General features: G+C 63.5%; 23 protein-coding genes. 13 read left to right on the top strand and 10 right to left on the bottom strand.

Going from position 1 to position 22,686, the window contains the following annotated elements; translation table 11 throughout:
* Positions 1-129 precede the first annotated feature (129 nt).
* The 7 genes from SMAL_RS10195 (at position 130) to SMAL_RS10165 (ending at position 7,387) form a co-directional block, all read left to right on the top strand.
* A complete protein-coding gene (locus tag SMAL_RS10195; RefSeq protein ID WP_012511057.1) occupies positions 130-897 on the top strand; it encodes an SDR family oxidoreductase in 768 nt (255 codons plus the stop codon).
* A 22-nt stretch (positions 898-919) separates the two neighbouring features.
* The gene (locus SMAL_RS10190; protein ID WP_012511056.1) at positions 920-1,435 is read left to right on the top strand and encodes an Ohr family peroxiredoxin; all 516 of its coding nucleotides are present in this window, start codon (positions 920-922) and stop codon (positions 1,433-1,435) included.
* Between the two features lie 480 nt (positions 1,436-1,915).
* On the top strand, positions 1,916-2,563 hold the full coding sequence (paoA, locus tag SMAL_RS10185; protein ID WP_012511055.1) for an aldehyde dehydrogenase iron-sulfur subunit PaoA: 648 nt from the start codon (positions 1,916-1,918) through the stop codon (positions 2,561-2,563).
* The gene (locus SMAL_RS10180) at positions 2,560-3,510 is read left to right on the top strand and encodes an FAD binding domain-containing protein (RefSeq protein WP_012511054.1); all 951 of its coding nucleotides are present in this window, start codon (positions 2,560-2,562) and stop codon (positions 3,508-3,510) included. Before paoA ends, SMAL_RS10180 begins: the two co-directional genes overlap by 4 nt.
* Positions 3,510-5,714, top strand: a complete 2,205-nt coding sequence (gene paoC, locus SMAL_RS10175; protein ID WP_012511053.1) for an aldehyde oxidoreductase molybdenum-binding subunit PaoC — start codon at positions 3,510-3,512, stop codon at positions 5,712-5,714. Before SMAL_RS10180 ends, paoC begins: the two co-directional genes overlap by 1 nt.
* 9 nt (positions 5,715-5,723) lie before the next feature.
* Entirely contained in the window at positions 5,724-6,785 is a 1,062-nt protein-coding gene (locus SMAL_RS10170; protein ID WP_012511052.1) for an XdhC family protein, read from the top strand.
* Positions 6,761-7,387 (top strand): nucleotidyltransferase family protein, encoded by a 627-nt coding sequence (locus SMAL_RS10165; RefSeq protein ID WP_012511051.1) that lies wholly within the window; start codon positions 6,761-6,763, stop codon positions 7,385-7,387. Before SMAL_RS10170 ends, SMAL_RS10165 begins: the two co-directional genes overlap by 25 nt.
* 104 nt (positions 7,388-7,491) lie before the next feature.
* Here SMAL_RS10165 and SMAL_RS10160 read toward each other — a convergent pair whose 3' ends face one another.
* The 3 genes from SMAL_RS10160 to SMAL_RS10150 form a co-directional block, all read right to left on the bottom strand.
* Positions 7,492-7,962, bottom strand: a complete 471-nt coding sequence (locus SMAL_RS10160) for a hypothetical protein (protein ID WP_041864521.1) — start codon at positions 7,960-7,962, stop codon at positions 7,492-7,494.
* Positions 7,963-8,319 carry a hypothetical protein gene (locus SMAL_RS10155; protein ID WP_012511049.1) on the bottom strand — a complete coding sequence of 119 codons (357 nt, stop codon included), beginning with the start codon at positions 8,317-8,319 and terminating at the stop codon, positions 7,963-7,965.
* Positions 8,320-8,775: 456 nt separating this feature from the next.
* Entirely contained in the window at positions 8,776-9,531 is a 756-nt protein-coding gene (locus tag SMAL_RS10150) for a tetratricopeptide repeat protein (RefSeq protein WP_012511048.1), read from the bottom strand.
* 167 nt (positions 9,532-9,698) lie between these two features.
* Here SMAL_RS10150 and SMAL_RS10145 point away from each other — a divergent pair, with 167 nt between their 5' ends.
* Both SMAL_RS10145 and SMAL_RS20770 read left to right on the top strand, forming a co-directional pair.
* A complete protein-coding gene (locus tag SMAL_RS10145; protein ID WP_012511047.1) occupies positions 9,699-10,241 on the top strand; it encodes a hypothetical protein in 543 nt (180 codons plus the stop codon).
* Between the two features lie 430 nt (positions 10,242-10,671).
* Complete coding sequence (locus SMAL_RS20770) at positions 10,672-11,205, top strand: arsenate reductase ArsC (RefSeq protein WP_012511046.1); 534 nt, start codon at positions 10,672-10,674, stop codon at positions 11,203-11,205.
* Here SMAL_RS20770 and SMAL_RS10135 read toward each other — a convergent pair.
* The 5 genes from SMAL_RS10135 to SMAL_RS10115 are packed head-to-tail and all read right to left on the bottom strand — an operon-like array spanning position 11,166 to position 15,175.
* Positions 11,166-12,251: an ArsO family NAD(P)H-dependent flavin-containing monooxygenase gene (locus SMAL_RS10135; protein WP_012511045.1), complete on the bottom strand. Its 1,086-nt coding sequence runs from the start codon at positions 12,249-12,251 to the stop codon at positions 11,166-11,168. The two genes, SMAL_RS20770 and SMAL_RS10135, sit on opposite strands and share 40 nt — an antisense overlap.
* A gap of 24 nt (positions 12,252-12,275) precedes the next feature.
* Positions 12,276-13,262 (bottom strand): thioredoxin-disulfide reductase, encoded by a 987-nt coding sequence (gene trxB, locus SMAL_RS10130; RefSeq protein ID WP_012511044.1) that lies wholly within the window; start codon positions 13,260-13,262, stop codon positions 12,276-12,278.
* 3 nt (positions 13,263-13,265) lie between these two features.
* The gene (arsB, locus tag SMAL_RS10125; protein ID WP_012511043.1) at positions 13,266-14,324 is read right to left on the bottom strand and encodes an ACR3 family arsenite efflux transporter; all 1,059 of its coding nucleotides are present in this window, start codon (positions 14,322-14,324) and stop codon (positions 13,266-13,268) included.
* Positions 14,325-14,344: 20 nt separating this feature from the next.
* On the bottom strand, positions 14,345-14,836 hold the full coding sequence (locus SMAL_RS10120; protein WP_005407578.1) for an arsenate reductase ArsC: 492 nt from the start codon (positions 14,834-14,836) through the stop codon (positions 14,345-14,347).
* Positions 14,837-14,860: 24 nt separating this feature from the next.
* On the bottom strand, positions 14,861-15,175 hold the full coding sequence (locus tag SMAL_RS10115) for an ArsR/SmtB family transcription factor (protein WP_012511042.1): 315 nt from the start codon (positions 15,173-15,175) through the stop codon (positions 14,861-14,863).
* Positions 15,176-15,215: 40 nt separating this feature from the next.
* Here SMAL_RS10115 and arsH point away from each other — a divergent pair, with 40 nt between their 5' ends.
* The 4 genes from arsH to SMAL_RS10095 all read left to right on the top strand — a co-directional run bounded on the left by arsH (position 15,216) and on the right by SMAL_RS10095 (position 19,028).
* Complete coding sequence (gene arsH, locus SMAL_RS10110; RefSeq protein WP_012511041.1) at positions 15,216-15,956, top strand: arsenical resistance protein ArsH; 741 nt, start codon at positions 15,216-15,218, stop codon at positions 15,954-15,956.
* Complete coding sequence (gene arsC, locus SMAL_RS10105) at positions 15,953-16,372, top strand: arsenate reductase (glutaredoxin) (protein WP_012511040.1); 420 nt, start codon at positions 15,953-15,955, stop codon at positions 16,370-16,372. The genes arsH and arsC overlap by 4 nt, the downstream gene beginning before the upstream one ends.
* Positions 16,373-16,426: 54 nt before the next feature.
* Positions 16,427-17,629: a chromate efflux transporter gene (chrA, locus tag SMAL_RS10100; RefSeq protein WP_012511039.1), complete on the top strand. Its 1,203-nt coding sequence runs from the start codon at positions 16,427-16,429 to the stop codon at positions 17,627-17,629.
* A gap of 535 nt (positions 17,630-18,164) precedes the next feature.
* A complete protein-coding gene (locus tag SMAL_RS10095; RefSeq protein WP_012511038.1) occupies positions 18,165-19,028 on the top strand; it encodes a hypothetical protein in 864 nt (287 codons plus the stop codon).
* Positions 19,029-19,132: 104 nt separating this feature from the next.
* Here SMAL_RS10095 and SMAL_RS10090 read toward each other — a convergent pair whose 3' ends face one another.
* Together SMAL_RS10090 and SMAL_RS10085 are read right to left on the bottom strand one after the other, a co-directional pair.
* On the bottom strand, positions 19,133-20,710 hold the full coding sequence (locus SMAL_RS10090) for an argonaute/piwi family protein (protein ID WP_012511037.1): 1,578 nt from the start codon (positions 20,708-20,710) through the stop codon (positions 19,133-19,135).
* Positions 20,707-22,554 (bottom strand): restriction endonuclease, encoded by a 1,848-nt coding sequence (locus SMAL_RS10085; protein WP_012511036.1) that lies wholly within the window; start codon positions 22,552-22,554, stop codon positions 20,707-20,709. Before SMAL_RS10085 ends, SMAL_RS10090 begins: the two co-directional genes overlap by 4 nt.
* Positions 22,555-22,686 lie beyond the last annotated feature (132 nt).

Here is a 22,686-nt window from a genome sequence, read left to right as displayed (position 1 = left end):
TGCGTGCCGGGCAACAGTGCGCGCCCCAGCACGGACCTACTGCCCCGCACCCACGCTGCCTACGCTGCCTACGCTTCCAGCATGCCCGGCCACGCCCGGTCGCCCCTTCTACATTCCAGGAGACACGTCATGAAATTCCTCGTCATCGGTGGTACCGGCCGCATCGGCAGCAAGGTGGTGGAGCGCCTGCGCACCGCCGGGCATGACATCGTGGTCGCCGCGCCCTCCACCGGCGTGGATGTGCTGACCGGTGAAGGCCTGGACGCCGCCATGGACGGCGTTGACGTGGCGGTGGACCTGGCCAACTCGCCTTCGTTCGAAGATGCGGCGGTGCTTTCGTTCTTCGTGACCGCTGGCCACACCATCCTTGCCGCCGCCGCCCGTGCCGGCGTACGCCACCATGTTGCGCTTTCCGTCGTAGGCACCGACAAGCTTGCGGCCAGTGGCTACTTCCGCGGCAAGATCGCCCAGGAGCGCCTGATCCGCGATTCGGGCCTGCCATACACCATCATCCATTCCACGCAGTTCTTCGAGTTCCTGCCGGGCATCATCCAGTCCGCCGGCAATGGGGCGACCCTGCGCCTGCCCGCCGCCGACGTACAGCCGATTGCCGCCGAGGATGTTGCCGAAGCGGTGGCACGCATCGCGCAGCAGCCACCCCGCAACGGCGTCGTGGAAATTGCAGGTCCCCACCGCGCCGCGATGGCGGATCTGGCCAAGCAGTATCTGCAGCGGACTGGCGACCCGCGGCAGGTCGTGGCAGACGCCGAGGCCCTTTACTTCGGTGCGCCGCTGCAGATCGATACGCTGGTGCCGGTCGGGCAGGCGTGGCTGGGGCAGGTCGGCTTCGAAGCCTGGCTGCAGCAGTCCGGCCCGTTGCAGCGGCAGCCCGCCTGAGCCGCGCATCGATCGCCTGCCAATGACCGAGCTGAAGCCACCTTCGCCCGCCATGCTGGACCGCTACCAGGGCGACGACGTGCAGCCGCTGTACACCGGCCGCGTGCGGGTGAGCGGCGGCCAGGCCCAGCACGGGCGCGCGTCCGGCGTGGTGCGATCGGACGACGGTGCACTGGCGGTGGACCTGCGCCTGCCGCCGGAACTCGGTGGGCGTGGCGGCGGCTCGAATCCCGAGCAGCTATTGGCCGCAAGCTACGCCGGCTGCTTCCACGGCGCCATGGTGCTGGTGGCCGCGCGTGCCGGCCTGCTGCTGCACAACCCCAGCGTCGAAGTGGAGGTCACCTTCGCCCGTGATCCGGCAGATGGGCTGTACCTGCTGTCTGCCGAGATCGTGGTCCATCTTCCCGGCATGGATGCGAATGTGGCCTGCGAACTGGTGCGCAACACCGAACGCGTCTGCCCCTACGCCAAGATGTTCCATCGTGGCATCAGCCATGTGGTGCATGTGCGGGTCGGCCCGCAGGGTGCGCCCTTGTAGAGCCGGGCCATGCTCGGCTATTGCCTGCCATGGGCCTGGCCTTGGGTGCGTTGGCCTGCTATGTGCTGCTCATCCGTCTGGCGTCTGCCCGCAGCCGATCCACACGGCAATGAGTCCAGCATCATGCACTGCCGTGGCAGCTCGCCCGGACCACAGCGGTTGCTGACCACCGACGCAGCACCGTATCCGAGCGCCGCATGGCGCAGTTCCGCAGACCGGCCCATGGCGCGCCGTGGGCCTGTCTGGGCGGCTTTACCTGGGCATCAATACGCTGTCCGCGAGGCCCACGTTCGCCAGAGGCGGCGTTGAAGATGACCGGCCAGCAGGCTCGGCCGACAATGCAGGCACACCCTGGACAGGCTTCACAGATCTGTACTACCCAGCCGGGCATAGTGCCCCTTGGGTAGTCTGAGCGCGTCCATCCAGCCACGGGGTTTCCCCGAACGCCAGGAGGTCACTGTGCCAAGTTGGGACGAAGGAATGAAGTTGACGCGTCGGCAGGTGATTGCCGGCGGGGCCACGACAGTGGCGATGTCCGCCGCACCGGGGGCGTCATCGCTCGCCGCTGAACTGGCAGCGTCACCGCCACCCAGGCCGCCGGTCACCAGCAAGGTCGCGTTGACGGTCAACGGCACGCACCGTGAGCTCGAACTGGACACCCGCACGACGCTGCTCGACGCCCTGCGCGAACATCTGAAACTGACCGGCACCAAGAAGGGCTGCGACCACGGTCAATGCGGCGCCTGTACCGTGCTGGTCAACGGTGAGCGGATCAATGCCTGCCTCAGCTTGGCGGTGCAGCACCAGGGCGATGCCATCACCACCATCGAAGGCCTCGGAACCCCCGATAACCTGCACCCGATGCAGGCCGCCTTCGTAAAGCATGACGGCTACCAATGCGGGTACTGCACGCCGGGGCAGATCTGTTCGGCGGTGGCGGTACTCGACGAGATCAAGCGGGGTGTCCCCAGCCATGCGCAGGCCGATGTCAGCGCACGGCCCCAGGCCACCAACATGGAGATGCGTGAACGCATGAGCGGCAACCTCTGCCGCTGCGGCGCGTACTCCAACATTGCCGAGGCGATGCAAGAGGTCGCTGGCGCGACCTCTGGACGGGGGCGCTCATGAAGGTCTTCAGTTACGAGCGCGCGAAGTCTCCTGCCGAGGCAGCCAAGGCCGTCGCCGGCACCGAGGGCGCGAAGTTCCTGGCGGGAGGAACCAACCTGCTCGACCTGATGAAGCTGGAGGTCGAGACGCCAGCGCACCTGGTCGACGTGCAGGACATCGGACTGGACAGGATCGAACCTACAGACGACGGCGGCCTGCGCATCGGCACGCTGGTCACCAATACCGCGCTGGCCTCGCATGAGCGCGTGCGCCGCGACTACGGTGTGCTGACCCGCGCGATCGTGGCAGGCGCCTCCGGGCAGCTGCGCAACAAAGCCACCACCGGCGGCAACCTGCTTCAGCGCACCCGCTGCCCGTACTTCTACGACCCCCATCTGCCCTGCAACAAGCGCCTGCCCGGATCAGGCTGCGGCGCGCTCGAAGGGTTCTCCCGGCAGATGGGCGTGATCGGCACCTCGGACAGCTGCATCGCGACCTATCCGGGTGACATGGCGGTGGCGCTGCGCGTGCTGGACGCCACGATCCAGACCGTCAAGGGCGATGGCAGCACGCGCAGCATTCCGATTGCCGACTTCCATCGTTCCCCGGGCGACACGCCACAGCAGGACAACGTGCTGCAGCGCGGTGAGCTGATCACCCACGTCACGCTGCCGGAACCGCTGGGCGGCCGGCACGTGTACCACAAGGTACGTGACCGCGCGTCCTATGCGTTCGCGCTGGTGTCGGTCGCCGCGGTCGTGCAGCGTGACGGCTCGGCGCGGTTCGCGTTCGGCGGGGTCGCGCCGAAGCCGTGGCGCATCGAAGCAGCCGAACCCCTGCTGCGCGACAGCGTCAAGGCCGCGACACGACAGGTGTTCGCCGGTGCCCGTCCAACGCAGGAGAACGCGTTCAAGATCGCGCTCGCCGAGCGCACGCTCGCAGCCGTCCTGGCCGAAGGAGAGCGCTGATGCCCCTCGAATTCAACGCCCCCGCCGGCGACAACCTGTTCGACAAGGCCAAGGTCGTCGGCAAGTCGACGCCGCGCATCGACGGCCCACGCAAGACCACCGGCACCGCCCCCTATGCCTACGAGCGCCATGACGTGGCGCCGAATCAGGTCTACGGCTACATCGTCGGCGCGGGCATCGGCAAGGGGCGCATCATCTCGATGGATGCCTCCCGTGCACGTGCCGCCCCCGGCGTACTGGCGGTGATCACCGCACCGGAGACCAAACCGGTCGGCACATCCAACTGGAACAATGCGCCATTGTTCGGCGGGCCCGAGGTCGCCCATTACCACCAGGCCATTGCCTGCGTGGTAGCAGAGACCTTCGAGCAGGCCCGCGCCGCTGCGGCGTTGATCCGCACCCGTTACGAGCGCGGCAAGGGGCGCTTCGATTTCCCAGCGCTCGCGCCGTCCGCGCCGCTGGCAAAGGGGCGCGGTGGCAAGCCCGACCGGCAGACGCTCGGCGATTTCGACAGCGCCTACGCGGGCGCCGCGGTCAAGCTCGACGAAACCTACCACACAGCCGACGAAAGTCATTCGATGATGGAGCCGCACGCCACCATCGCCGCATGGGAAGGCGACAAGCTCACCCTGTGGACCTCGAACCAGATGATCGACTGGGCCAAGCAGGGCATGGCCGCGATCCTCGGTATCGATGCTGGCAAGGTGCGCGTGGACTCGCCCTATATCGGCGGCGGCTTCGGCGGCAAGCTGTTCATCCGCGCCGATGCAGTGCTGGCCGCACTGGCCGCCAGGCAGGTCGGGCGGCCGGTGAAGATCGCGCTGCAACGCCCGTTGATGCCCAACAACACCACGCACCGGCACGCGACCATCCAACGCGTCCGGATCGGTTGCGCGAAGGACGGCAGGATCTCCGCCATCGCCCATGAGAACTGGTCGGGCAACATCAACGGCGAGGACGGCGAGAACGGCACCCTGCAGACGCCCAAGCTCTATGCAGGCGCCAACCGCCTGGTGGCCAACTACATCGCCACGCTCGACATGCCCGAAGGCAATGCGATGCGCGCGCCGGGCGAAGCGCCGGGCCACATGGCGCTGGAAGTGGCGATGGACGAAATGGCCGAGAAACTGGGCCTCGACCCGATCGCATTCCGCATCCTCAACGAGCCCGAGGTCGTGCCCGGCGATCCGAGCAAGAAGTTCTCCGACCGCAACTTGGTGCGCTGCCTGCGCGAGGGCGCGGAACGCTTCAACTGGAACAAGCACAACGCCGGGCCGGCGCAGGTAAGGGAAGGGCACTGGCTGGTGGGCATGGGCGTGTCCGCGGGCTATCGCGGCGCACCGACGATGAAGTCGGCGGCACGGGTTCGTCTTGACGGCCAGGGTGGGGTGATCGTGGAAACCGACATGACCGACATCGGCACCGGCTCCTACACGATCATCGCGCAGACGGCGGCCGAGACCATGGGCGTGCCGCTGGACCGGGTCCAGGTGACGCTTGGCGACTCCCGCCATCCCGCCTCCGCCGGCTCCGGTGGCCAGTGGGGCGCGGCAAGCTCCACCGCAGGCGTGTACGCGGCGTGCGTCAGCCTGCGCCGCAAGGTGGGCGAGAAGCTCGGGTTCGACGGCGATACCGCAGACTTCGCCAATGGCCGTATCCAGGCGGGTGGGCGGACCATCAACCTGGCCGAAGCGGGCACACTTTCGGCAGAGGACGGCATTGCCTTCGGCAACTTCAAGCAGGGCTACGACGTCGGCACCTATGCAGCGCATTTCTGCGAGGTCGCCGTGCATGCCTACACGGGAGAGACGCGCATCCGCAGGATGCTTGCCGTATGCGATGGCGGCCGGATCCTCAACCCGCTGTCCGCACGCAGCCAGGTCATCGGCGGGATGGTGATGGGTGCGGGCGCCACCCTGATGGAGGAGCTGGTGGTCGACAAACGGCTTGGTTTGTTCGTCAACCACGACCTTGCGGGCTACGAGGTTCCCGTGCACGCCGACATTCCGCACCAGGAAGTGGTCTTCCTCGACACACTGGATCCGGTGATCTCGCCGATGAAAGCCAAGGGTGTCGGTGAGCTGGGCATCTGTGGGGTCGGGGCCGCGATCGCCAATGCTGTCTACAACGCAACCGGTGTGCGCGTGCGCAACTATCCCATCACCGTGGACAAGCTGTTGCCCGGCTTGCCAGACGTAGGCTGACCGTTGCGCATGGACCGACCCGTGGCCTCACCCGTCCTGGAGGCCTCTGCGGCAGCGGGAGTGGAGCCCGGGGATCCTGCCGTGCTCCTGTCGGCAGCGCCGGGCTTCCTCACCGAAGGCAGCCCGCGCGGCGTGCTCGAAGCTGCCTTGACGCGCGTGCGCGCGGGGGAGCACGCCGTGCTCGCGCTGGTGCTGGAAACCGATGGCTCCACCTACGCCGGTGCCGGCGACATGGTGCTGTTCTGCAACGGCAGCCAGGTCGGCTGGCTCAGCGGCGGATGCCTGGAGCCCGAGCTCGCGCGCCGCGCGGAGCAGGTGAGCGCGGCAGGGCAGGTCGACTGGATCGAGATCGACACCCGCAGTGACGACGACCTGCTGAGTGGGTCCGCACTCGGGTGCCGCGGCCGGCTTCGGATTGCGCTGCTGCCATTGCGTGCCATGACCGGCATCGACGCCGTGATTGAGGCATGGCTCCGCGAGGGGGTGTCACTCCAGCGCGACCTTCGCACGTCGGGGCAGATCGTCTTCCGCGCCGGCCATCGCGAGCAGGCATGGCAGCTGAATCCGATGGACGGCACGCAGCCCTTTGGAGAAGCAGCGTGGCGTTTGCCGTTGCCCCGGCTTCCGCGGGCCCTGGTGTTGGGGGGTGGTCCAGAAACGCCCTTCCTGGTTCCGTTGCTGCGGGGGCTGGGATGGCGGGTCAGCGTGGCCGAACGACGAGCGCGCTGGTCCTCAGCGGGGCAGGGCGCGGATGCACAGCTCCAGGCGAGCCCGGCCGAGGCCCTCCATGCCGACCCGTGCGACGCGGTGCTGGTGATGCACCACGACTTCGAGCTGGACCGCGAGGCACTGGTGGCCCTGGCCGATACCGAGGTTGCCTTTATTGGACTTCTGGGTCCGCGGCGAAGGCGTGAGGATCTGTTCAAGCTGCTGACACCGGATCAGCGCCACCGCCTGTCCCCGAGACTTCGATCACCGGTCGGCCTCAACATCGGAGGGCGGGGGCCAGAGGCGATCGCGCTCAGCATCGCCGCACAGCTGCAGCAATGGCGCAGCACGGCCGGCAGGTGACGTCCGCGCATGCGGTCGTGGTGCTTGCTGCGGGCGGCAGCACCCGGCTTGGCCAGCCCAAGCAGCTGCTGACCCGGCAGGGCGAGACCCTTGTACATCGCGTAGTGCGGTTGGCCTTGGAGCTCGCGCCTTCGCAGGTGCTGGTGGTGGTGGGCGGGAACGCACAGGACGTGACATCCAGCATTGCCGGGCTGGATGCCACCCCGGTAACCAACCACCACTGGGAAAGCGGCCTGGCCAGCAGCCTGCAGGTTGCAGGCACACACCTGCTGCCCGCAGTGGCCGCCGTGATGGTCGTGGCATGCGACCAGCCTGCGATCGAGCACTCCCATCTGCAGGCGTTGCTTTTGGGTGCCCGCGCCTCGGCGTCAGGGTGCGCTGGCAGCCGTCACGGGAACGTCCTTGGCGTTCCTGCAGTGGTGCCGCGCGCATGGTTCAATCAGGTGGGTGCAAGCGGTGACCACGGCTTCGGAGCGCGCTTGAGGCAGCTTCCCATCGATGCCGTGCATGCCCTTCAAGCGCCGGAGCTGGGCCTGGATATCGACACGCCAGAAGATCTCGCGCGTGCGCGCCTTGCGGGCTGGATCGATGCCGGGGGGTGAGCCGCATGATCACGGCGCCAATGCCCGTCGCGCTGGTGACCAGCGGCAGAGCCGGAGCCCCAACCCTCGCAGCCCGCGGCTCTGTAGCGTCGAGCCAGGCTCGACTACGGCATGCCACATCGCACCCCCTCAGGCACCTCGCCCGCGAACATCTGCAGCACCCGATCCAACAGAACAGGTTCCGGCACACCAGCCAGCACCTGCTCTAGGTAATCCAACGGCTCCAGTTGCCATTGGAGGAGCGCCCGCAACCGCACAACGGCGGGCGCCCGCTGCTTCGCGTCCAGTGAGACACGCAACAGCAGATGTCGCGAGCGCCTCTCCAGCAAGAGCACCGGCACGCCTCGGCAATGAATCTGGAACTCGGCATCTCGATGCCGCTCGACAAACTGGAAGCCCTGTCGTGGCCGAGACTCCACGAACTGGATCGCTTGGCGGCGCAGTTGTGAGAATCGATCGTCGTTGATGCTTTGAAACCCGACAGGCGAGGGCACCGGTGGCGCCGGCCACTGCGCCTGTGCCGCAACCACTGCGACGAGACAGAGCGCGGTGGCCGCCCAGAAATACCGCGCCACTCAGCCGTCCGGGCGTACCCGTGTGCTGGCGTGTGCCGCCAGCCCCAATCCGGCCATGATCAGGCCTTCCATCACCCGCGGGCCGACGTATTGCTCCAGCTCGCCGTTCTCTCGGGCCCGCTGTGCGGCCAGCAGGATCTCCAATACCACGCGAAGGCCGGCCAGCGAACAGTCGGTGTCGGCGAGGGCGAGCCGTCGGCCGGGCATCTGGTGGCGCTCTGGCCAGGGCTGGCCATCGGACGCAGCGCCGGAGCCGATGCTGTGCAGCAGGGCGATGAGCGTGTTTGGATCCAGTGCGGGGCCGTTGTCCGGTGCGTCGCGGATCGGGTGCGGGGCAGGGGAGTGGGGCTGGGTCATGGCTGGCTCCTTGCGTGCAGGCAGAAGCCGCCACCGATAAAGGTGGCGGACGGTGCATGGTTCGAAACCCCGTGTGTGGATGACCGGGCAGGCGCAAGGCCTCCACGCACCGCCCGCCATAGCTGGCCGACGGATTGCCAGCCGACACCGCGCGTAGCGGTGCCGGCTGGCAAGTGCGAGCAACATCCACACAACCGGGGTTTCGAATCCCGACCACCGATGCACGGTGGCACGGCAAGGAATACGCGGACCTATGTGTGATGCCAATGCAGTAAGGCCGATGCCGACACCACTTTCAACATTTTCAGAATCGTTGCAGACGGCGCAATGAGGCTGGAGCGTTGCGCTGCAAGGCTGTCGGCGATGTCGGCGGCATGGGCCTGCGGACTGTCGGCATCCGCCCGGCGAGGCCATGAGCGAGGCGGATGCGACAGAATTGCCAAAGGCCGCCAGGCGTCAGTAGCCCTTCAACGCGACCTTGGTCCGCTCCAGCCACGCGGCATTGTGGCTGCGCGCATGGCGCGACCAGTGCTGGGCATCGTCGATGATGCTGGCGAACAGGCTGCGGGCCTGCTCGCGGTCGGCGGGCTGCGGTTGTGCCATCAGCCATTCGGCGTACAGGCAGCGGGCGGCCGCATCGTTTCCGCATTCCACAGCGCGCTCGAACGCGGCGCGGGCGTCGGGCGACTGGGTGGCGGCCAATGCCTGTGCATGGAGCAGGGTCTGTTCCGGCTTGCGGCGCACGTCCGAGTGGCGGGCGAACAGGCCGTCCAGCGTCTCGACTGCAAGTGCGGCGTGCCCGGACTCAAGGTGGGCACGCGCGAGGCCGGTAAGAATGTAGGGATCGTCGCCCAGCGGCGAGCTGGCCGCCTGCTCAAGCAGAGCTCTGGCTTCCTCCGCCTGGCCGGCATCCAGCAGCGTCATGCCAAGACGAACCCGGTTCTGCACGGTGGGCGTTCGCGACAGATCAGCGCGTGCGTTACGCAGGTCTTGGCCCGGGTCAATGAGCTGCTTGGCGGAGCGGATTGCCTGCCGCGCGCCGCGCGAGTTGCGGGCTTCCGGGAAGTAGATCGCCAGGAAGTAGACGACGCTGCCCAGCAGCGGGAACGAGAAGAGCAGGATGAGCCAATAGAGGCTCTGGCCCGAGCGGATGGCGTGCACCGCGAAGTAGATGGCCGCCAGTACGTGGAGTCCGATTCCGATATAGGGCATGTGAGCTGCCTCGTCCTTGTGGGGGACTGGCACTATAGATGGCGTGGGGAGGGGCGCCAATGCGGTGGGGTGATCGGGCGTGACGCGTCACGTTAACGGGGTGGATTCTGCGAGGCAGAGCACTGCATGTCAGCATGTGCCGGGGCTGCACTGGTGGAAGGGGATACATGGAGCGTACGAAAAAGACACTGACGATGGCCGATGTTGCTGGATGGGGTTCGGCGCTCGTCACGTTCGGATTGATTCAAGGCGCCTTCTATCTGAAGGCGTATTGGGGCCACTTCGGCCTGGATCCCTTTCAGTTTGTTGCGGTAAGTGAGCTTGCGCTGGCAGGGCTTGCTGGGATCGGCATGGTGTTGTTCTTCATACTGATTGCGCTGCTGCTTGGAGGCTGGGTCGAGAGGAAGGTGACAGCGGCGCCGTCCCAAGCCAATCTGCTGATGTGGCTGACCCTGGCTCTTTGTCTTGTTGGAATGGGTGCCTTGCTTTGGTGGTCCAATGCCTGGCCCGTTCTGATAGGTGTGGCACTAACGGGCATATGTGCAATGGCAGTACGCCTGTCCCCAGTGTTGCCGGCCGCGGTGAAGGACTCACCGTGGCTGGTCTATGCGCTCGTGATGATTGTCTATGTCCCGATCTCGTCAAACTGGCTTGGCTTCGAGCGCGCCAAGGCGATTACTTCTGGCAGCAGCGAGTCACGGTCAACGTGACTATTGACGAGAGGGTGCAAGGCAGCCTGGGTTTGGTGGGGCGCTTGGGGGACAGCTACGTGCTTTGGGAGCCGGCGCAGAGGACTGCAGTTCTCTGCGCCTGTGGGTGACGTGAGAAGGCTGGTGGTTGCGCAAAAAAACGTTTTGCCTGCCAAGTCAGTCCAGTCGCGATAAGGGATGTTTATCGGGGGTAGGCGGAGGTTCGCTTCTGGCCTTGGATTCAACCGGTAGACGCAATTCAATCGACCCACTCGTGGGTGGCATGTTCGGATCGTGATGAAGAAGCAGGAGCACGGCGCAACCGTGAAGGCGTTCGGGCTCAATAATGCCAGCGGGTACAGTAGAGTGCCCGCTTTCCATCCCGGCAGTAATCGAACTGACATATGGCAAGGCAATACTTCGAATATTCCAGATAAATGGTTGAGATGACATGCGTACCCTGAATGTTCTGTTCCTCTGCACAGGCAACTCGGCGCGCAGCATTCTTGCCGAAGCACTGGCCAACCATTTAGGGCGTGAACGTATCCGCGCTTACAGTGCCGGCAGTCACCCCAAAGGCGTAGTTCATCCAGTTGCCCTGCAGGTGCTCTCAGAGATTGGGTTCGACGTTGCCGGGCTGTCCAGCAAGCCGTGGGAGGCATTCGCAGATCCGGAAGCACCGCAGATGGATCTCATCGTGACCGTGTGCGATCGCGCCGCGGGTGAAGCGTGTCCAGTGTGGCCAGGTCACCCGGTTACCGCCCACTGGGGTATCCCCGACCCGGCCGCAGTGCAGGGCAGCGCGGAGCAGGTCCACAAGGCGTTCCTCAGCACGCTTCACCAGCTCCAGCACCGTCTGGGACTGCTGTTGGCGCTCAAGCCTGAAGCGCTGGACCGCATGACCCTGCAATCGCAGGTGCGGGCGCTCGGCAATGGCGCCGAGGCTCACGCGCCAGATGACAGCGGAGAAACAGCCCCGACGTAGTCGCTGATTTGCCTTACTGCCTCGCGCGCGTATCGGGTCACCCCGATCAGCGTGGCCGAGGCTGCGCCATTCCAGTCGCCATACCCAAGCAGCCAGACCGACGGCTCTGCGACCGAACGGACCTGGGTGTCATCCACGTCGATCCGACCCAGGGCGTTGACCATGCCCATTCCTTCCAGGTACGACAACGCCGGCCGGAAGCCGGTGCACCAGATCACGGCGTCCAAGTTGCGTTCGCTGCCATCTGCCCACTGTATGCCGGTGGCGGTGAAACGGACGGGTGGCGGCATGGAGACCAGTACACCGCGGCGCCGTGCATCCACCACCGGCGGCACCATGACGATGTCGCCAAAACCACCCTGCGGAACATCCGGTTCGCGGCCTTCCTGCTGGGCCCTCCACTTCTCGGTTGCGCGTGCGAACAGAACGCGCCCGTCCACATCGTCGGCCAGGAAGGCTGGCTTGCCTTGGGTGATCCAAGTGGTGTTGGCCACCTTTGATACCTCGGCCAGAATCTGTGCCCCTGAGTTGCCGCTGCCGATGATCGCCACGCGCATTCCGGCAAAGGATCCAGGATGGCTGTAGTGGGCCGAGTGCAGCTGCACGCCGCCGAATGCGTCCATACCTTCATAGTCGGGCGTGTAGGGATGCTGCCAGGTACCTGTGGCGCTTATCACTGCACGCGTATGCCACTGTCGGCCGTCATCTGCTTCCACCAGCAGCCGGGTTCCCGAACGACTGACGCGTTCCACCTGCACGGGACGGATGACGGGCAGTGCATATTTGTGCTCGTAGCGCGTGAGGTAGTCCAGCACTTCCGCCTGCGAAGGGTACGGTTCCCGGGTGGCGGGCATCGGCCAACCGGGAATCGAGCTCCAGCCCGCCGGCGAGAACAGATGCAAGGATTTCCACGCATGCTGCCACGCCCCACCAGGTGACGTTTCAGCATCAAGAATCACATAGGACAGCCCGCTGCGACGCAGGAAGTAGCCAGCCGAAAGACCCGCCTGCCCACCTCCGATCACCACCACATCGACGCTGTCCATCTGGAATTCCTCACATCGCTGCACTCAGGCTGCGTTCTTGTGCTGCTGTTGATCGGAGATCTTAAGTGCATCCAGATAGCGCTCGGCATCCAGTGCGGCCATGCAGCCGAAGCCGGCGGAGGTGATGGCCTGGCGGTAGTGCTGGTCGGCCACGTCGCCGGCGGCGAACACGCCTTCCACCGAGGTCTGGGTGGCGTTGCCGCCCAGGCCCGAACGGATTTCCAGGTAGCCGTTGTTCATTGCCAGCTGGCCGTCGAACAGCTGGGTGTTCGGGTGGTGGCCGATCGCCACGAAGAAGCCGTGTGCGTCGATGTCGCGGGTGCTGCCGTCCAAGGTGGATTTCACGCGCACGCCGGTCACGCCGGCCTCGTTGCCCAGCACTTCCTCCACCTGGTGGTGCCATACGGTCTCGATCTTGCCGGCGGCCACCTTGGCGAACAGCTTGTCCTGCATGATCTTCTCCGCCTTCAGGGTGTCGCGGCGGTGGACCAGGTAGACCTTGCGGGCGATGTTGGACAGGTACAGCGCCTCTTCCACGGCGGTGTTGCCGCCACCGACCACGACCACGTCCTGGTCACGGTAGAAGAAGCCGTCACAGGTGGCACAGGCAGACACGCCGCGGCCCTTGAACTCGTCCTCGGTCGGGATGCCCAGGTACTTGGCGGTGGCGCCGGTGGCGATGATCAGGGCGTCACAGGTGTATTCGTGACTGTCGCCGATCAGCCGGAACGGGCGCTGGGACAAGTCGGCCGTGTGGATGTGGTCGAAGATGACTTCGGTCTCGAAGCGCTCGGCGTGAGCCTGCATGCGCGCCATCAGGTCCGGGCCCATCAGGCCATGGGCGTCGCCCGGCCAGTTGTCCACCTCGGTGGTGGTCATCAGCTGTCCGCCCTGCTGCAGGCCGGTGATCACCACCGGGTTTAGATTGGCACGGGCTGCATAGACAGCGGCGGTCCAGCCGGCCGGGCCGGAACCAAGGATCAGCAATGGAATGTGTCGGGTGGTGCTCATGGCTCAGCGGCTCCGTGCGTCGGCAGGAAAGTAGCGCTTGCCCAGCCGCAGGGCGACATGGACCAGCAGGATCAGTACCGGCACTTCCACCAGCGGGCCGATGACGGCGGCGAAGGCGACCGGCGAGGCCAGGCCGAAGGCCGCGATGGCTACCGCGATGGCCAGTTCGAAGTTGTTGCCTGCCGCGGTGAACGCGATCGCAGTGGTGCGTGGATAATCCTTGGCGATCAGCTTGCCCATGAAGAAGCTGATGACGAACTGGATGATGAAGTACAACGTCAGCGGGATCGCGATGCGCACCGCGTCCATGGGAATCCGCAGTACGTCACCGCCTTTCAGGCTGAACATCGCCACGATGGTGAACAGTAGTGCGGCGAGCGTTATCGGGCTGATGGCAGGCAGGAACTTCTCTTCATACCACTGCACGCCCTTGCGCGCCTTCAGCCATCGACTGGTGAGGAAACCGGCCAGGAACGGGATGCCCAGGTAGATCAGAACCGCCTCTGCGATGGTCCAGACGCTGACATCGATGACGCTGCCCTGCAGTCCGAACACCGGCGGCAACCAGGAAAGGAAGAACCACGCGTAGACGCTGAACAGCGCGATCTGGAAGATCGAGTTGAATGCCACCAGGCCGGCCACGTACTGGCCGTCGCCGCGGGCCAGCTGGTTCCACACCAGCACCATGGCGATGCAGCGCGCCAGGCCGATCAGGATCAGGCCGGTCATGTACTCGGGGTAGTCGCGCAGGAACAGCACGGCCAGGCCAAACATCAGGAACGGGCCCACGATCCAGTTCTGCAGCAGCGAGAGCATCAGCACGCGCTTGTCGGCAAAGACGGTGGGCAGTTCCTCGTACTTCACCTTGGCCAGTGGCGGGTACATCATCAGGATCAGGCCAATGGCGATCGGGATGTTGGTCGACCCCACGGAAAGGCTGTTCAACGCGCTGGGCACGCCTTCGAACATCGCGCCCAGGCCGACGCCGAGCGCCATGGCGGCGAAGATCCAGAGCGTCAGGTACCGGTCCAGAAACGACAGGCGGGAGGTGTCAGTGGTCATGGGGTTTTCCGGGAAGACGGTCAGTGGATCTGCGCAATCGGATCAAGCTGGGCCTTGAGAGACTCACGGTCATCCCATGCCCCGTCAGGAATCTCCAGGAAGGCCTTCAGCCGGGCCTTGATGATCTGATGTGCCCGGTCGAACGCTTCAGCCTTCTGTGCATCCGAGCCTTCCACACCGGCCGGGTCGAACAGGCCCCAGTGCACGCGCACGAAATCGCCAAACACAACCGGGCACGCCTCAGCGGCCGCGCTGTCGCACACGGTGACAATCAGATCCATGGCAGCAGCATCCGCTTCGGCAAATTCGTCCCAGGACTTGCTGCGCAGGCCCTCCACCGGGAAGCCCTCGCGCTGCAATTGGGCAATGGCGAACGGATTGACCCGACCGGCTGGCTGGCTGCCTGCACTGAAGGACTGATAGCGGCCTTCGCCCCACATTTTCAGGGTCGATTCGGCCAACACGCTGCGCGCGGAATTGCCGGTACAAAGGAACAGAACACGACGGGTCATTTTGGCGATCTCTGGGATATGGGGTCAGCAGCCTGCGGGGCGTTCACAGGCCGGTTCGTCGGCACAGCAGTTTTCGGTGAGGTAGCCCACCAGCTCGTTCATCGCCACGAACTCAGCCCGGTAGCAGATGGTCCGGCCACGTTGCTCGGCGCTGATCAGTCCCGCAGCCAGCAGTTCCTTCAGGTGGAAGGAGAGCGTGGCGCCAGGCAAAGAGAGGGCTTGGGCAATGTCGCCGGCCAGCTTGCCGGCGCTGCCCGCCTGAACCAGAAGACGGAAGATCGACAGGCGGGTGGCATGACCGAGGGCTGCCAGGGCGTGGGTTGCGTTCTTATGTTCCATGATTCTAGAATAATCGAAGCAAAATGACAGGACAACCCCCGTGCAGCAGATCCCCAACGTGGTCCCGGGTGCCATGGACATTCCCACGGCCGCCAAGCTCAACGATCCGGCCGCGCAGCCACACCGGCCACGCATCCTGATCCTGTACGGGTCGCTGCGGCCGCAGTCGTTCAGTCGCAAGCTGGCGCTGGAGGCGCAGCGGCTGCTGGAGCAGCTTGGGGCGGAAACCCGCCTCTTTGATCCACATGAGCTACCGATGCTTGACTCGGTGCCGGCCACTCACCCCAAGGTGCAGGAGCTGCGCCAGGCCTCGCTGTGGTCGGAAGGACACGTGTGGGTCAGCCCGGAACGCCACGGCACCCTTACGGCAGTGTTCAAGAACCAGATCGACTGGCTGCCGCTCGAAGAGGGCAGCGTGCGCCCCACCCAGGGCCGTACGCTGGCAGTGATGCAGGTCTGCGGCGGTTCCCAGTCGTTCAACGTGGTCAACGCGCTGCGCGTGCTCGGCCGGTGGATGCGGATGGTGACAATTCCCAACCAGTCCTCGGTGGCCAAGGCCTGGCAGGAGTTCGATGACGACGGTCGAATGAAGCCTTCGGCGTATTACGATCGCGTGGTGGACGTAATGGAGGAACTGGTCAAGTTCACCCTGCTGGTGCGCGGGCGCAGTGACTACCTGGTGGACCGTTACAGCGAACGCAAGGGGGCCGTCGAGACGGCGGCGCTGGCGGCCGCTGCAGGCGTGGTGGAGACCGTTTTGAACCAGGAGGAAAGTGCTTGAACGCTGTCATCTATCACAACCCCAAGTGCGGAACCTCACGCAACACCTTGGCGCTGATCCGCTTTGCCGGGATCGAACCGGACGTGATCGACTACCTGGCCAACCCACCCAGCCGTGCGCGCCTGGTCGAGCTCATTACGGCGGCGGGGTTGAGCGTGCGCGATGCCATCCGGCAGAAGGGAACGCCCTATGACGAACTCGGGCTAGGCGACGGAGCGCTGAGCGACGACGCGCTGCTTGATGCGATGCTGGCGCACCCGATACTCATCAATCGTCCTCTCGTACAAACCGATAGAGGTGCTCGTCTGTGCCGGCCTTCGGAAGTGGTGCTGGAGATCCTGCCGCCACTGCCCGGACCGTTCCGAAAGGAAGATGGAGAGTTGGTGATCGGGCGCGCCGAAAGCTCGACGCCGTGATCATATTGCCAGGCTGGGCTCGCCGCCGTTGAGAGCCACAGGAGGTCATGCCCCATGTCCACGCTCGATCCCACAACAAGCGACAGCGCGTGGCGCGTCTTCCTTGTATTCCTACGACTGGGGCTGACCTCGTTCGGCGGCCCGATCGCCCACCTGAGCTACTTCCGCCTCGAGTTCGTCGAACGCCGCCGTTGGCTGACGGACCGTAGCTACTCCGACCTGGTGGCCCTGTGCCAGTTACTGCCAGGCCCGGCCAGCAGTCAGGTAGGCATGGCGCTGGGCTTGCGCCGCGCTGGCTGGGCCGGTCTTCTGGCCGCCTGGGCAGGCTTTACGCTGCCGTCGGCCGTGCTGATGATCCTGTTCGCATTGGGCGTTGCCGGATATGAAGGCATTGCTGAGTCTGGCTGGCTGCATGGCCTGAAGATCGTGGCAGTTGCCGTGGTGGCGCAAGCAGCGTGGGGAATGGCCCGATCCCTCTGCCCGGACCGTCTCCGGGCTGGGATGGCGTTTTTTGCGGCTGTGTTGACTTTGTCAATGCCCTCGGTTGGCGGCCAGGTCGTGGTGATCATTGTCAGCGGACTGCTCGGTCGCTGGATGCTGAAGATCGAGCCGGCGCCAGGCCAATCTGCCGGCGGCTATCCCGTCTCGCGAAGAACCGGCAAGGTAGCGCTTATGCTGTTGGTGCTGCCGCTTGCTCTACTGCCTGTGTGGGTGGTGGTTAGTGGCTCCCCGTTGGCTGTGCTGTTGGAGGGTACGTACCGTGCAGGCGCCTTGGTCTTTGGCGGAGGCCATGTGGTACTGCCGCTGCTGCAGACTGCGGTTGTCCAAAGCGGCACGGTGACCACCGCGGATCTGCTCGCTGGGTACGGTGCGGCGCAGGCGGTCCCAGGCCCTCTCTTCACTTTTGCGGCGTACTTGGGAGCCCTGGCCAACGGGCCGCTGGGTGGCTGGCCTGGGGGCCTTGTGCTGTTGGCAGTCATTTTCCTGCCGGCCTTTCTTGTACTCGTGGGGGCGCTGCCGTTCTGGGAGTCCCTGCGCCACCGCAAGGATCTCCAAGCTTCGATTGCAGGTGTCAATGCCGGGGTGGTCGGCATCCTGCTGGCGGCGCTATACGATCCGATGTGGACGAGCGCGATACATGGCCGAGGGGATGTCGCGGTGGCACTGCTTGCTTTTGGGCTACTGGTTGTCGTGCGCTCACCGCCGATCGTGGTGGTGCTGTTGGCCGCCATAGCGGGTTGGCTGATGGCGTGGTAGTAGCGCTGCTAGGCGGTCACTACCGGTTCCGCAGCGCAACCGAACTTTTGCTCTCGCCGACAGGGTTCATTGGCAAGCGAATGGAACAGGGATGCTGCCGTTCAGTTCTAGGATTAGGAAGATTTATCGGGGGTAGGTAAGGGCAGCGACGCGACAGACGGAACTTCGCGGTTCTGCCACTGGCGGGACCATAGGACCGCAGTATCCAACGAAACAAGTCTCCTATATAACGGGAGCGGGTACCGATGGCGGCGACTAATTTGGCGCTACCAGATTCATAATCTCGATATCACCGCGCCAGTTCGTGGAGCGACGCAAGTCCAATTACGGCACCGACTAAGGAGCTAAGAAGATAAACAGTCAAGCAAAGCTGCGCTCAGCGCATCGGACGCCTCTTCATGTGGAATTCTTCCATACATCAGGCCACGGGATATCTTGAAAACCGCCTAGAATTTCCAATCTCCGCCGCGGCCGGCCCTCTCGCTCTTCGCGTTCACATATAGCGCATCTAAAGACTGGCATTGGGAGGCGCTAGATGAGTAAGGGTGAAGTTGTCGAGCGACTGGAAAAGGGCGGGCAGCCCAATAGGGACGATTACCGAACAGCTTTAGAATGTTTGGATGAAGCGGTGTGTGAGGCGATCGCTGTCGGGCAAGCTCAAGCCCAGCGGATAGAAAGCCCGTGCGTGAGCTACGCGAGCTACGTCTTCGCCCGCATGTGTGCTCACGGTGCTGCTGCTATACGTGCCGCCCCCCTATCCCGTTGGAATGAAAGCGACCACGAAGATTGGGGGTTCCATGCGTTGGCTTGCCACGCCCGCACATTGCTGGAAGGCAATCTCTACTTCCACTACCTCATGTCCCCGACCAGCGAAGATTTAGAAGAGGGTAGGGGGCGGATTACCCTACTTCAACTCAACGACTGCTGCAGTCGATTGAAGATGTTCGCCACCGACCAGGAGCAGCGAAAGGGATTTGAGGGGCAGCGAGACGAACTGGTTGCGCGCTTGAAGACCATTCCGTTCTTCCAACAGTTGCCGAAGCCCGTTCAAGCGCAGTGCCTCTCGGGCAAGAAGGCCTGGTTCATGGACCGGGCGCAACTGGTGGAGATGATTGGGATGGACAAAGCGCAGTTCGACGTAATATGGGACCTATGGTCGCAACATTCACATATCCACCCGATGTCCTTCTATCGAATGGAACCCAATGGACGGGGTTCGGGTCTTGAAAACGACACAGATCGAAGCTACCTGACGACCGCGATGCTCATCTCGGCCGGGCTTTTAGAGGGCGCTACTGACAAGATGGTAGAGGTGTTTCCTGACGTGGCCGGCGTGCGCCAGGGCTTGGATTCGAAATTCAGTCCTGGTCCTGAGAGCAATAGGCCGCTGAAGGATTGAGGTTGGAATTGGATTGAGAAGGTCTTTAGGCGCCGGCAGAGCAAGACGCGAACTTAGGAAAGGGCTGAGTGTGTAGAGCCGGAAATCCGGCTCACTGCTTGGTTCTAGATGTAGTACTTGAAATTCGGCTTCCACTTATCGGAACTGACCCCGCGGTTTGCCAGTAGGATTTCGCCCACTCGATCGGAGTACTTGATGGTGATCGGCCGCCCTTCGCCCAACTGGCAGGCGTTGTAGTTGAGCTTGGTCAGACCAAGGATGTCCTTGGCGATTTCCAGAATGTTGCCCTCGCCATGCTGTAGCGTAATCTCCAGGGGCACCGGCACCTCAAACCCATCGTAGGTCGCAATCCTAGCCTTAAAGCCGTTAGTGAACAGCAATCCGTGGCTCGGAGATCGTTGCCAAAAGACGCCGCGCTGCACCGGCTGCTGGCCGCGTTTGGTGGCGTCAGGATGCGCGTCGTAACGATAGAGGCGAAGCCCCTGGGAATCCTGTCTCACGCGGATGGCGGTAAGCTTGACTCCCGGCGGGCAAGCCTTAAGGAATCCTTGATACTCGTCGGCATCAATCCCTGAGTGAGCATGCAGGAAGATTTCCTTGAGCGGCAGACCATGCTCCTGAGTGTAAGTGGCTATTGTGCCGCGTAGCAGTGCCTCGGCCTTCTCAGGCGGCAAGTGGAATTCGCCGCGCTCCTTGGAATACCAAGGACCGAACTCACCGACGAACACCACCCCATCGCCGCTATCGAGGAACATCTGGGCCGCACAACAGGCCTGACGTCCGTCCTCGGTGATCTTATATGCGAGCCCGACGTAACAAACGCCCTCACGCGCCCACGGCGTTTTCCAAGGCTTAGCACCGCACTTGTAGTACAGCGCGGTGCTGAAGTTCCAGAGCCGATCAGAGAGCGGGTTGGTGCCTTTCTCGCCATTACGCACCTGGTCGCTGACGCGTAGCGTCGCCTCCCGAATGATCTGTACCGGCAGATCGTGCGCCATCATTCGAGCCTTCAGCTGGCGCCGGAAGTCCGGTGATAGCCCTAGCGCCTGCTCGTACGCGTCAATACTACTGATCGTTGCCGCTACGTTGTCGTCGGCATCATCGAACATTCTGGTCTGGCCACGCTTGCGATCGGATAGCGCTTGGTCAAGGAACATCTTTTCCTTCCGTGTGCGCTGCGTGTCGCTGCGTTGGTCCAATGCGACGCTCGAACTGGGATGACAGTTCTCATACACTTCGTCAGGAACGATGCAGATCGCTAGCGCGGGTTTGGCATCTAGCTTGGTGGTGCGCTCGATCGCCTGCATGAACAGGCTGGCGACAGCATAGGAACGCTCGTGCCTGTCGCTCTTGCGCGAGGCCTCAGACAGCGCCTGCGGATCCACATCATAGCTGCGGACCGGTGATGGCCAACGCACTCCGAAGGCGACGTCGAAACCAGGGTAGGGCGGCCAGGCACGGTGCCGTTCCTCGTCGACGCAAGCGGCTGAGCTATTGAGGTCGTCGCACCAGTTTTTCCAAAGAGCCAGCCCTTCTGGTGTTCCCATGACAACGTGCTGAGGTAGCTGTGAGCATGGTTCGGCAGGCCCGAATAGGGCCAGTCCGTCATGAGGATCTTCAGCGGTCTGGCCATTTCCAAACAAGAGCGCAGGCTCACCCAGATAGTGAAATGCTTCGGTCATAATGCCGCCCCTAAAGCAGCAGAGTTGGATATTCCGACGTCGTCTGTATCGTCTTCGACATCCTGATGCTCGCGATAAAGCGCCATCTCCTGACCCGCCTCAATTGCATCAGCTAATGCAGAGACATCCAGGCCGACCGGACACTCCCATCGCATCGGCGCCGTGGTCATGGTCACGGCTCTGTGGCCATGACCGACCGATACCTTGCCGGGTTGGGTCTCCAGCCCCTGCACGACTCCGAGTAGACGGGCAAGCCATTGCTTGTTCCACCAGGATTTGGTCACCATTTTCCTCCGCCGGTTAATCTCCTTGCCTTCGAAGATCGCACCTTCGAGTGTGGTGACCCTGACGTAGAGTCTGATGACAGCGGTCCAATGTCCCTGCTGGTCTTGATCGCAGCGGAATCGCGGGCCTAGCTGATAACGAAACTCCGAGGCGCGTTCACCATAGCCTTTGGTGCGTTTTCCCGTGAGCTGAACGGTAGTCTTCTGTCCGTCGACATGTGTAATGGCCTGCGTGCACTCCTGAGCTCCGTCGCGGCAAAAGTGATATCCCCTCCGGTCGTGGCAGAACACCAATCCTTTGGCCTCACAGGCTACATCTAGGGTGCGACGCAACAGGGACTTGGCGACGTTAATCGTGGGGTGTCCATGTATGTGCCCGGCATCCCGCCATGAGAACTCCGAATACCGACCGCTCACGTCGCCAAGAGGTGAATCAGAAGGAGGAAGGTCGAAGGCGATCACCGTCAGCTCGTTGGCGATGTAGAACGCCCATTTCCTTGATAATTCATAGCGCTCGACCATCGTCAGTGTACGCGGCAACCTGATGTCGAGCATGCTGGAGGGTACAGTCATGGCGAAGACGTTGGCGAAGACTGGCTCTGGCTTGGCGATCGTCACCTGCGATGGCAGAAAGTCGCGCAACGCGATTTGCGCGCCGCGCTCGGCAGCCAGTGAAGGCCCGATGCCGGACGAGGACAAGGAGTCGAGCACAGCACTAAGACCTTCGCGCCATGACGACGAGAAATCAGCCGCGACCAGCTTGTTCAGGCGTGAGGGCATGACCCAATCCTCCGAAATGATTCCCTTGCAGGGAATCACGAAGTCCGGGCTGCGCGCTGTCGCTATCGCACAGCGTTCCAGAAACACCGGGTCGGCCAAGCTCGCGCTGGAGAAAACCGGGAGGTAGCGCTGCGCACGTTGGGCAATAAGCGTCCTCACCGTCTCGTCCGCGTCTTCTCCAGCTAAAGGTGCCGTACCGCGACACCAGGTACGAAACCCTGACAGGGACAGACGCCTAGAAAGCCAGGCGGCGATCGCATGGTCCGAAGTGACGTGATCGATGAGGATCGTATCGTGGCTAGAGACGATGGATTCTCCACCCCGCTGAGGGAAAAACGGGGGTACAAAGATGGAAGGGTGCTGTGCTAGCAAGTGGCGTTGCGACCCGGAAAGTTGAACGCGAAGCCGCTCAAGATCAAATAGGTCGAGTCGCCAGCCGAACTCGTCTTTAACGATCTTCACTGCTGCGTCCTTGTCTCTCGCGGCAATGACTTCTGTGCAGGCAAAGACAAAGACATCAGGCGTATGACCGGCGTCTCTGACGCGATTGCAGTCGCTGCGGAGCTTCGTACGCCAATCGGCGCGTACGGTGTAGGCAAAGCAAATTGTGCGCCCTGCAGAGTCAGCACGAATAATTGCGTCGCGCCCCTCATCTCCGGTACCACCTAGAGGGTCGATTGTTGAATAGCCTGCGCTGGCGAGAAGTGCGGAGCACAGTCGCTCGAATTGTCTGTAATCCGAGAGCTGCTCTAGACAATAGGTGATAGCGTCAGCAGACACAGGCGAAACACCTCTTTTCGTCGCATTACTCTCGCAAACTATAGGCCAATCCAGTTAAATTCAAGCAAGTGTCAAAAGATTTGTACGCCATGAAAAGTTAGTGGCTATGACAGGCACCGCAAAATTCCAGCT

The organism is Stenotrophomonas maltophilia R551-3 (genome assembly GCF_000020665.1).
Taxonomy (GTDB): Bacteria; Pseudomonadota; Gammaproteobacteria; order Xanthomonadales; family Xanthomonadaceae; genus Stenotrophomonas; species Stenotrophomonas maltophilia_L.
This window is presented reverse-complemented; position numbering and strand designations above follow the sequence as displayed.